This window comes from Streptomyces sp. P5F9, from assembly GCF_057961495.1.
This window is the reverse complement of sequence record NZ_JBXVPZ010000424.1, coordinates 1-8,500: the sequence shown is the minus strand read 5'-3', so window position 1 is coordinate 8,500 and position 8,500 is coordinate 1. Positions and strand designations below refer to the sequence as shown.

The window sequence follows — 8,500 nt, the reverse complement described above, 5'->3', positions numbered from 1 at the left end:
GCCGACCTGATGGACATCCGCAACTTCGGTGCGAAGTCCATCGACGAGGTCAAGGAGAAGCTGGCCGGCATGGGCCTGGCTCTCAAGGACGCCCCGCCCGGATTCAACCCGACCGCCGCCGCCGACACCTTCGGCGCCGACGACGTGGACGCGGGCTTCGTGGAGACCGAGCAATACTGAACGCTGCACAGCGCCAGGCTTAGGTCGGCTTCGGAAGTCCTTCGGGAGTTGATCATGCGGCGAGGCGGAACGAGGATTCTTCCTGATGATCGGCGGCGTGCCGGTCGAGTCCTGCCAGCAGATTGTCCAGGCCGGAGGTGGTGAACTTCCCTGATGCGGCTGGGCTTCCACACGCGCCTTGCGGGCCTCGGGCCACTGGCCGCGGTCAGGCCGAGCCGCGCCGATCTTCCGCGCGCATCTCACGCTCTGGCCGTCCGGACGGCGTGACACACTGGCGGCTCAGGCGGCGGTGAACGGGGGTTGATCCGGTTGGGTCTGGAGATCGAGAGCCGGCCGTCGGAGCTGCCGTACATCGAGAGGGTATGGCGCAGCCGCAGCATCGAGGTCGGCAGGATGACGTCGATCGCGGCGGCGCACTGGGAGCTTGTCTTCTGGGAGCACGACGGCAACGTGCAGGCGGCCGTGCTGGGCCCGGAGCCCAGGGCCTGTCCGGCTCCCGTTCCCAAGGACGCCACGTTCTTCGGTATCAGCTTCGCTCTCGGCACCTCGATGCCTCACGTGCCGATCGGCCCGCTCGTGGGTGGCAGCGCGGAGATCCCCGACGTGACGCGGCGCTCGGTGTGGCTGAAGGGTTCCGCCTGGCACGTGCCCGATTACGACAATGCGGAGGCATTCGTGCGGCGCATGGTCCGTGAAGGCATCGTGGACTGCGATCCGATCGTGCCCGCGGTGCTCGGCGGCGCGGCCCCCGATGTCTCCGAGCGGACCCTCCAGCGGCGTTTCGTCGCGGCGACGGGCCTCACCCGCGGTGCCATCCGGCAGATCCACCGCGCCCGCGAGGCGGCGGTTCTGATCCAGGAGGGGGTGCCGGCGCAGGACGTCGTGCACGAGCTGGGCTATTTCGACCAGCCGCACCTGGCGCGGTCCTTGACCCGGTTCATCGGCCGGACAGCCACTCAGCTGAGTGCTCCGGACACGGCGGAGCCGCTGTCGCTTCTGTACAAGCCCTCCTCCCCGGTGCCCGCATAGCCTTCCTGACGTAGCCGACGGTGTCGGTCCGCCCCGGCCGGAGGTCTGTTCGGCCGGGACCGGGCAGAGGACCCGAACTCATCACGGAGGAATCATGCGCAAGGTCGTTTCGGGTCTGTTCGTCTCGCTCGATGGTGTCGCCCAGTCGCCGAACGAGTGGCAGTTCGCTTTCGACGAGGAGATGGGCGCGGCGCTGGGAAAGACTCTGGAGACGGCCGACACGATTCTGCTGGGCCGGGCGACCTTCACCGAGTGGGCCGGGTACTGGCCGACGGTGACCAGCGGCGAAGACGCCGGCTTCGCCAAGTGGATCAATGACTCGCCCAAGTACGTCGTCTCCTCCACGCTGGACAGCGTGGAGGACTGGGCGAACAGCACGCTCATCAACGGTGATCTGGCGGCCACGATCGAGGAGCTCAAGGCGGGCGAGGGCAAGGACATCACCGTCGCGGGCAGCCCGACGCTGGTGCGTTCGCTGCTTGAGCAGGACCTGCTGGACGAACTGGTACTGCTGATCCACCCGGTGGTGGCCGGCGAGAGCCGCAAAAAGCTGTTCGCCGACGACACCCCCCTGAAGAAGTTGCAGCTGGTGAGCGCCCAGCCGACCAGCAGCGGAGTGATCATCGCGACCTACCGTCCGACGCGCTGAGCGCTGCTCGGCGCGGACGGGAGCCCACGAAACGCCCCAGCAGCAGGAAACGGCGGGCCGAAACCCGGTGCGGCAGGCTTTGGCCTGTCCTGATCCACTTCTGCCGATCGGCCTGCCTGCCTTGCCCGTTGCCGCCGCCCGCCCGATATTCCTGCGCACCTCGTGGTTGAACCAGGTGAATCGTCACACTTTCGGCCCGATTGGCTCTCGGTCCCGCCCGCGGCGACTGCTGGTACGAGCAGTCGCCGCACATGGTCGGCCTCTTCGCCTCAGACCGTGTCACTCCCCACTTGTGCCGCTGCACTGCAAGCCGCCTGCGGGGCACAACAACGAGCAGGCGGACCGCAGAGGTCTGAGGGCCGAGCAGCACGGGGCTTGGAGGCCGGCAGAGGTTCCACGGGACCATGTCTCACCGGATATGGCTGACGCAACGGCCCGAACACTTTCGGGGAACCCGGTTCGGGTTCCTGGTCGGCGCCAGACGGCAGTTTCCCGTCCCTGCGGACAATCGCCCCCGGCTATCGTGCCGCCCATGACGACCACCACGCTGAGCAACGTGGACTTCAACGCACCGATCCAGAACCGCTATTTCGAGGACTACGTCCCGGGTTCGGTGTACGTCTACGGCAGCATCACCATGACCGAGCAGGACATTCTGCGGTTCGCCGGGGAGTTCGACCCGCAGAACATCCACACGGACCCCGAGGCCGCAGAAGGGGGTCCGTTCAAAGGACTGATCGCCAGCGGCTGGCACACCGCCAGCGTCATGATGCGCCTGTACGCCGACCACTTCGTGAGCAAGGTAGCGAGCCTGGCTTCCCCGGGCGTCGACGAGCTGCGCTGGGTCCGGCCGGTCCGGCCCGGTGACAGCCTCTCGATCCGTACGACGATCCAGGAAGCCCGCGTCTCCCGCTCCAAGCCGGACCGCGGCATCGTGCACACCGCCGTCGAGGTGCTCAACCAGCGCGGTGAACCCGTGCTCACCGTGACGGCGATGAACATCCTGCTGCGGCGCGTACCTCAGCGGTAGTCGGGGTTGGCCGCGTCGAGCCGGCAGCCGGCATCCCATTCGGAGCGCTGGTTGCCGTGCGCCGGGAGGCCTCCGGTGCGCTTGAGCATCGCCGCCATGTGCATCAGGTTCCAGGCCATGAACGTGGTGTTGCGGTTGGTGAAGTCGTTCTCCGGGCCGCCCGAGCCGGGGTCGAGGTAGGAGGGTCCGGGTCCCGCCGGGCCGATCCAGCCCGCGTCGGCCTGCGGCGGGATGGTGTAGCCGAGGTGCTGGAGGCTGTAGAGGATGTTCATCGCGCAGTGCTTCACGCCGTCCTCGTTGCCGGTGATCAGACAGCCACCGACCCGCCCGTAATAGGCGTACTGGCCCGCCGGGTTGAGCAGTCCCGAACCGCCGTAGAGCCGCTCGATGACCTTCTTCATGACCGAGCTGTTGTCGCCCAGCCAGATCGGCCCGGCCAGCACCAGGATGTCGGCGGCCATCACCTGCTCGTACAACGCCGGCCAGGCGTCGGTGGCGAACCCGTGCTCGGTCATGTCCGGGTAGACGCCCGGTGCGATGTCGTGGTCGACGGCGCGTACGACATCCGTGGTGACCCCGCGAGCGTCCATGATCGCCCGGCTCTTGTCGATCAGCCCCTCGGTGTGGGTCTGCTGCGGCGACGGCTTCAGGGTGCAGTTGAAGAACAGGGCGGTCAGGTCGTCGAAGCGGTAGGCGTCGTCGGCAGGGCTCGGGGCGGTCACGGCGGGCTCCTTCACGAGGCTGGCGGGCGGATCGGTCCGCAGGCGGGCTCAGCGGCAGCCTCTCGCAAGGATCTCTCTTTCTCGCTCTATGTCGTCACTTGGTCACCGATTCGTCATACCTCACCCCGGTCTCCCGGCGCAGCCCTGCCGGGCGACCACTCGGCGCCGTGGGCGGCCATCCTGGATCCAGCACGGCACCACTCGCACCGAGAGCCTGGTCTACGAGCGCAAGACCCTGGCCCGATGACGACCGACGTGACAGTGCGAGCGGCGGTCCCAAACCCGATACACGTGATGTACTCGTTCGAGCCCCACCCGCGCGACATCCTGGCCCGTATCCGGCCCGGGCGGCCTCTCCCGCCTGACCGTACCTCTCCTGTCCGCAGCCCGAAGGGTGACTCCTGATGGCGTATGACGAAGGACTCGCCGAGCGCATTCGCCAGCGATTCAAGGCGGAATCCGGCATCACGGAGAAGCGCATGTTCGGCGGCATCGCCTTCCTTTGCTGCGGCAACATCGCCGTCGGCGTGACCGGCGACGATCTCATGGTCCGGGTCGGTCCGGACGCCACCGCCGCGGCCCTTGCCCGGCCGGGTGCGCGGATTTTCGACATGACCGGCCGTCCCATGCGCGGCTGGATCGTGATCGCGGGCGAGGCCGTCGCCGAGGACGAGGAACTGGGTGCGTGGGTCGACGAGGGCCACGGCTTCGCCGCGAGCCTCACGCCCAAGTAGGAACCCCTGATCCGCGTGCCGACCTCTGCAGGGTCATCGTGCCGGGTCAGGGCAGCTACTGCTGTGGCCGGAAACGATCAATGGGTTGGTGGTGGTCGAATGTCTGGTGCAGGAAAGCGATGATGACGGTATGACCGCCAGCTCTCGCGCCCAGTCGTTCGATGTAGCCGCGGCGCAGTACGCGGCGAGTCGGCCTTCTTATCCAGCCGCGCTGTTTGACTCCATCGAGGAGCTCGCAGGCTGCCGTCTGGCGGGTGCCCGGGTCGCCGATGTCGGCGCGGGTACCGGAATCGCCAGCGCGCTGCTACGGGAGCGCGGCGCCGAGGTGATTGCCGTGGAGCCGGGTGAGGCCATGGCTGATGAGTTTCACAAGGCGCTCCCGGGGGTGCCGGTCGTGAGGGGTGACGGCAATGCGCTGCCGCTGGCCGAGGCTTCCTGCGACCTCGTCACGTATGCGCAGTCCTGGCAGTGGACCGACACCGGTCGGTCCGTCCCGGAGGCGCTGCGTGTCCTGCGAGCGGGAGGTGCGCTGGCGATCTGGTGGAACACCACGGCCTTCGACGTGCCGTGGATCCGTGAGCAGCACGAGCGCATCGCGCGCCACTGCGGGGTGATGCCAAGGTCTGCGGTGCGTCCTTCGGACACTGACGCCATCCGGTTGGCGGGGCTGGCGGGGCTGAGGGTAGCGCGCCGTCAGGTGCGCTGGAGCCGCACCGTCTCTTTGGACATGCATCTCGCCAACATCGGCAGCCGCTCTGCGTTCCTCGTCCTTGAAGAGGCCGCCCGCCATGCGTTTTTCGTCGATGAGCGTGAGCGGCTGGGCAGGATTTTTCCCAGCGGGGAGGCGGAGGAGACCTACGTGGTTGATCTCCTGGTGGCGCTCTGCCCCTGACCGTCTGGGGCAGCGGGATGGGGCGGTGTTACCCGGGCCCGGAGATGGCGCGGAGCCGCGTGATGGCCTGCCGCAGTTCATTGAAGGCGCGTTCCTCCTCCCGCGGGTCGGCGCGGGAGGAGGCCAGGACACTGTCACGCGCCCCACGGACGCGGGCAACGACATCGAAGCAGGTGAGGACCTCCTGGATCACCACCTCCTGCGGCGTGGGGGAAGGTGTGGAGGAGGGTCCGTTTCGGAGTGACATGGCCGGACTCTTATCTCATGGCGAGGCTACGAATCGGGAAGAAGCAGTGTGTCCATCAGACGCTGCACGCCCAGCTCCCCGAGAACGCGCACGCTGCGGGGCGAAGCCCGAGCGATGCCGAACCTCACATGGGACCGGCTGCAGGGGCCGGCAGCATCGCGCCGGTTTCCGGAGCCATAGAGGTGACCTTGCCGGGGTCTGCTTCCACGACGCCGGGGCCCGGGCCCGGGCTCTCAGGAGTTGCCTCCGAACACGAGGAGCATCCCCGGCGGTCAACTTGCCCCGCAGCCGATGGCCGAGCACAGGCTGCCCGGGCAGCTCGCCCTCGACGGGCGCGGGAAGCCGAAGGCCAACCTGCCGCCCTCCCAGATGATCAAAGTGCCGGTTCCCGCCTACGTCATCGAGAACCCCACGCTCGGCGCGGTGGTCGACGAGCAGCACGCCGACCGGCTGTGCCAGGCGCTGGCCGACCGCCGCTTCAGCCATGGTCTCTCCAAGACGGCGGCCCCGCCGCCGATCGCCGACCCGGACGACATCGCCCCGGACGACACCGCCCTGGAGGTCGCCGCGCCGATGGCGCAGGTGCGCAGTGTCCTGGCGGCGGTCGCGGAGAAGACCAAGGACGGCACGCACCTCCTCGGCGTCATCACCGCCTCCCACCTGTTGCACGAACTCCTGGGGAAGACGGGCACGTTAACCAGCACACCGGGCGCCTGAAACCTGTCGGGTCAGCGGTCGAGCACCGGCCCCGCGGTGTCCAGTGCCGAACCGACGTGGTCGGCCAGGCTCACGGCGACCAGGCGTGTCTGCAGGGGCGGCGGTGCCGCGCCGGGTTCCGGCACCAGCATGAACCGGCCGAGGTACCGGCCGCCCACCGAGGCCCGCAGTTCGATCTCCTCGCCGGGCCAGCCGTCCTTCTCCAGATTCCAGGACGCCCGTCCGACGCTCACCGAGCCGTCCTGTTCCAGGCGAGGGTGCCGTCCAAGCAGCGTCCCGTGCTCGAAGCGGCAGCTGCGCAGTCCCAGGATCTCGACGAGCTGCCGGGACACCTGATCGACCACGGCATACGAGGCCCCTGCCTGGACCAGGCTCGCCGTGTCGTGGATCCGTGCCAGGAGAGCCGCGTCCGTGACGGTGACCAGCTTCAACGTGCGGGCGTGGGCGGCCAGTTGGGAAACGGCCACACCTACCGCCAACAGCAGCAGCGTGGTGGTGATGTCGTCGCCGTGCGAGATGGTGAACCGCTGGTAGGGGCGGGTGAGGAAGAAGTCGAACCAGGCCGCCGCCGACAGCGCGGCCAGCACCCCGGCGGCCCGGCTGCCCAGGGCCGCGACCGCCACGACGACCACGACAAGGATCAGGGCCAGGTTCGCGGACGTCATGTGCGTACGGAACGGTGCCAGGGCGAGCGCGACGACGAGCGGGGCGAGCAGGGCAGCCACCAGGGCGATCCGGTCACGCAGCGGCATCCGCATGGTCCACCACCTCACGGGAGCGAGGAGCAGCCCCTTGCCCCGGGGGCCGCCCGTACAGGGGTCGACGCGACAAGACAGTCGACAAGGCAAGAATCCCGCTGCCGCACCCACCCCGGTGCGGGGACGGACACGCTCTTGATGCAATCCTGACGCGTCTCTCACCACGGTGGACGTGCTTCAAGATCACCAGCAGGGGGCTCAAGCCGTTGGACGGGTCCCACCAGTCCCTGGGGCTGGGCCACGACGGCATCCCGCCGTTCCTCACGCGATGCATGGACGCCCAGACGACGAGCCCCCCGGCGCCTGTTGCAGCGATCAGCGCCGTGGGACGTGCCGGCCACCTCCCACCGCCCACAGGATGTGGACAAGGCGAACCCGGTCACGAGATGCCGCACGAGGCTTCAACAGGATGGCCGAGAGCCATACTTGCCCATACGGGGGCCATCCCGTGGTGGCCTGAAATGAGAGAGGCAGCAAATCCGGTGAGCAGCGACAGCCATGGAGTCGGGAAGGCCGAGGTCCGGCTCAAATGGGACCCGAGCCCCTGGGACCAGCCACCTCACCATCTCGACATCATCGCCGCAACCTACTCGGCGGATGCCCCCTACGGGCGGCCGGTGTACGTCGTCCACTTCGACAGTCGCTCACCGGACGGCACCATCAACATGAGCCGTCACAGCCAAACCGGTCAGGGCTTCGGCTATGTCGAAGCGATGACCATCGAGCTCGATCGCCTCGCCCCCTCCTTCGCACGGGTGGTGGTGGGTGTGGCGATCCACCAGAACAACGGCCCCAAAACCTTCGGCCGCATTTCGAACGCCGGGGTTCTGGTTGTCGAGGGGTACACGGAGCTGCTGAAGGACGACTTCGCACAGCTCTCCGGATACACCGCCGCGACGGTCGCGGAGTTCACCAGGGACACCTCCGGAACGTGGGAGTTCCACGAGATGGTCCAAGGATTCGACAGCGACCCCGTGATCTTCACCGCCGAGATGGGCGGCACCCCCCAGCCCTGACCAAGCAGCAGTCCGGTGCGCCCCAGGCGCCCTTAGCCGGCCCCCGGGCCGGGGAGAAGCGGTCCACCAGTACGGACACAGAAGGCCGTAAGACGGAGACCCTTGAGGTCGAGGCGTCTGTTCCGCCCGCGCACTGACCTGACGGGGACGCCGGAAAAGAAGGGCACCGTATGAGCAGGCTGCTGGAAGCGGTGTGTGCGCTGACCGTGGGCGTCCTCGTTGCGCTCCTTGTATGGGGTGCCGACCCTGGCGCCGTGCGGGTGGCGTGGCGGGACGGCGAGCTGAGCGGTGTGACGGTCGTGTTCGTGGTGGCGTGTGCACTGTGGCTGGTGGTGTGGCGCAGGCGTACCGGGCGCGGCTGGCCGACATGGCCGCTTGTGGTGCTGCTGTGCGGTGCAGCTGTTGCGCTGGTCGTCGCAGCCATGACCGGTTGACCGGCGCAGCAGGCAGATGGTGTCCCGCCGAGTGGTGTAGTCACTGGTCGAGCTGATTCGGTTTCTGCTGTGGTGGAAGCTGGGGATCGTCC

Annotated in this window: 12 protein-coding genes; 9 read left to right on the top strand and 3 right to left on the bottom strand. The window is 68.2% G+C overall.

Annotated elements, in window-relative coordinates; genetic code table 11:
• The 4 genes from AC31A1_RS41100 to AC31A1_RS41085 form a co-directional block, all read left to right on the top strand.
• A partial coding sequence (locus AC31A1_RS41100) for a DNA-directed RNA polymerase subunit alpha C-terminal domain-containing protein (protein WP_489658191.1) occupies positions 1-180 on the top strand: 180 nt, incomplete at its 5' end.
• Positions 181-489: 309 nt separating this feature from the next.
• Positions 490-1,209 (top strand): helix-turn-helix domain-containing protein, encoded by a 720-nt coding sequence (locus AC31A1_RS41095; protein WP_489658190.1) that lies wholly within the window; start codon positions 490-492, stop codon positions 1,207-1,209.
• Positions 1,210-1,303: 94 nt separating this feature from the next.
• A complete protein-coding gene (locus tag AC31A1_RS41090) occupies positions 1,304-1,858 on the top strand; it encodes a dihydrofolate reductase family protein (RefSeq protein ID WP_489658189.1) in 555 nt (184 codons plus the stop codon).
• Positions 1,859-2,390: 532 nt separating this feature from the next.
• Positions 2,391-2,888, top strand: a complete 498-nt coding sequence (locus AC31A1_RS41085; protein ID WP_489658188.1) for a MaoC family dehydratase — start codon at positions 2,391-2,393, stop codon at positions 2,886-2,888.
• Here the strand turns inward: AC31A1_RS41085 and AC31A1_RS41080 are convergent.
• Complete coding sequence (locus AC31A1_RS41080) at positions 2,879-3,610, bottom strand: flavodoxin family protein (protein WP_489658187.1); 732 nt, start codon at positions 3,608-3,610, stop codon at positions 2,879-2,881. The two genes, AC31A1_RS41085 and AC31A1_RS41080, sit on opposite strands and share 10 nt — an antisense overlap.
• 404 nt (positions 3,611-4,014) lie before the next feature.
• Here AC31A1_RS41080 and AC31A1_RS41075 point away from each other — a divergent pair, with 404 nt between their 5' ends.
• Positions 4,015-4,344, top strand: a complete 330-nt coding sequence (locus tag AC31A1_RS41075; RefSeq protein WP_489658186.1) for a TfoX/Sxy family protein — start codon at positions 4,015-4,017, stop codon at positions 4,342-4,344.
• A gap of 130 nt (positions 4,345-4,474) precedes the next feature.
• Entirely contained in the window at positions 4,475-5,236 is a 762-nt protein-coding gene (locus AC31A1_RS41070; protein ID WP_489658192.1) for a class I SAM-dependent methyltransferase, read from the top strand.
• Positions 5,237-5,264: 28 nt separating this feature from the next.
• On the opposite strand, the gene AC31A1_RS41065 is transcribed toward AC31A1_RS41070, so the two are convergent.
• The gene (locus AC31A1_RS41065) at positions 5,265-5,483 is read right to left on the bottom strand and encodes a hypothetical protein (protein WP_489658185.1); all 219 of its coding nucleotides are present in this window, start codon (positions 5,481-5,483) and stop codon (positions 5,265-5,267) included.
• 291 nt (positions 5,484-5,774) lie between these two features.
• Here AC31A1_RS41065 and AC31A1_RS41060 point away from each other — a divergent pair, with 291 nt between their 5' ends.
• Positions 5,775-6,200 carry a CBS domain-containing protein gene (locus tag AC31A1_RS41060; protein ID WP_489658184.1) on the top strand — a complete coding sequence of 142 codons (426 nt, stop codon included), beginning with the start codon at positions 5,775-5,777 and terminating at the stop codon, positions 6,198-6,200.
• Positions 6,201-6,211: 11 nt separating this feature from the next.
• Here the strand turns inward: AC31A1_RS41060 and AC31A1_RS41055 are convergent, their stop codons facing one another.
• Positions 6,212-6,958: a DUF4118 domain-containing protein gene (locus AC31A1_RS41055; protein ID WP_489658183.1), complete on the bottom strand. Its 747-nt coding sequence runs from the start codon at positions 6,956-6,958 to the stop codon at positions 6,212-6,214.
• Positions 6,959-7,419: 461 nt separating this feature from the next.
• Here AC31A1_RS41055 and AC31A1_RS41050 point away from each other — a divergent pair, with 461 nt between their 5' ends.
• Together AC31A1_RS41050 and AC31A1_RS41045 are read left to right on the top strand one after the other, a co-directional pair.
• Entirely contained in the window at positions 7,420-7,974 is a 555-nt protein-coding gene (locus tag AC31A1_RS41050; RefSeq protein ID WP_489658182.1) for a TerD family protein, read from the top strand.
• A gap of 170 nt (positions 7,975-8,144) precedes the next feature.
• Positions 8,145-8,408 carry a hypothetical protein gene (locus AC31A1_RS41045; RefSeq protein WP_489658181.1) on the top strand — a complete coding sequence of 88 codons (264 nt, stop codon included), beginning with the start codon at positions 8,145-8,147 and terminating at the stop codon, positions 8,406-8,408.
• Positions 8,409-8,500: the final 92 nt, after the last annotated feature.

Excerpts from the sequence above, each read along its gene's own strand:
- AC31A1_RS41090 (WP_489658189.1), top strand. The coding sequence starts at position 1,304 with ATGCGCAAGGTCGTTTCGGGTCTGTTCGTCTCGCTCGATGGTGTCGCC.
- AC31A1_RS41085 (WP_489658188.1), top strand. The coding sequence starts at position 2,391 with ATGACGACCACCACGCTGAGCAACGTGGACTTCAACGCACCGATCCAG.
- AC31A1_RS41075 (WP_489658186.1), top strand. The coding sequence starts at position 4,015 with ATGGCGTATGACGAAGGACTCGCCGAGCGCATTCGCCAGCGATTCAAG.
- AC31A1_RS41070 (WP_489658192.1), top strand. The coding sequence starts at position 4,475 with ATGACCGCCAGCTCTCGCGCCCAGTCGTTCGATGTAGCCGCGGCGCAG.
- AC31A1_RS41065 (WP_489658185.1), bottom strand. The coding sequence starts at position 5,483 with ATGTCACTCCGAAACGGACCCTCCTCCACACCTTCCCCCACGCCGCAG.
- AC31A1_RS41060 (WP_489658184.1), top strand. The coding sequence starts at position 5,775 with ATGGCCGAGCACAGGCTGCCCGGGCAGCTCGCCCTCGACGGGCGCGGG.
- AC31A1_RS41055 (WP_489658183.1), bottom strand. The coding sequence starts at position 6,958 with ATGCGGATGCCGCTGCGTGACCGGATCGCCCTGGTGGCTGCCCTGCTC.
- AC31A1_RS41050 (WP_489658182.1), top strand. The coding sequence starts at position 7,420 with ATGAGAGAGGCAGCAAATCCGGTGAGCAGCGACAGCCATGGAGTCGGG.
- AC31A1_RS41045 (WP_489658181.1), top strand. The coding sequence starts at position 8,145 with ATGAGCAGGCTGCTGGAAGCGGTGTGTGCGCTGACCGTGGGCGTCCTC.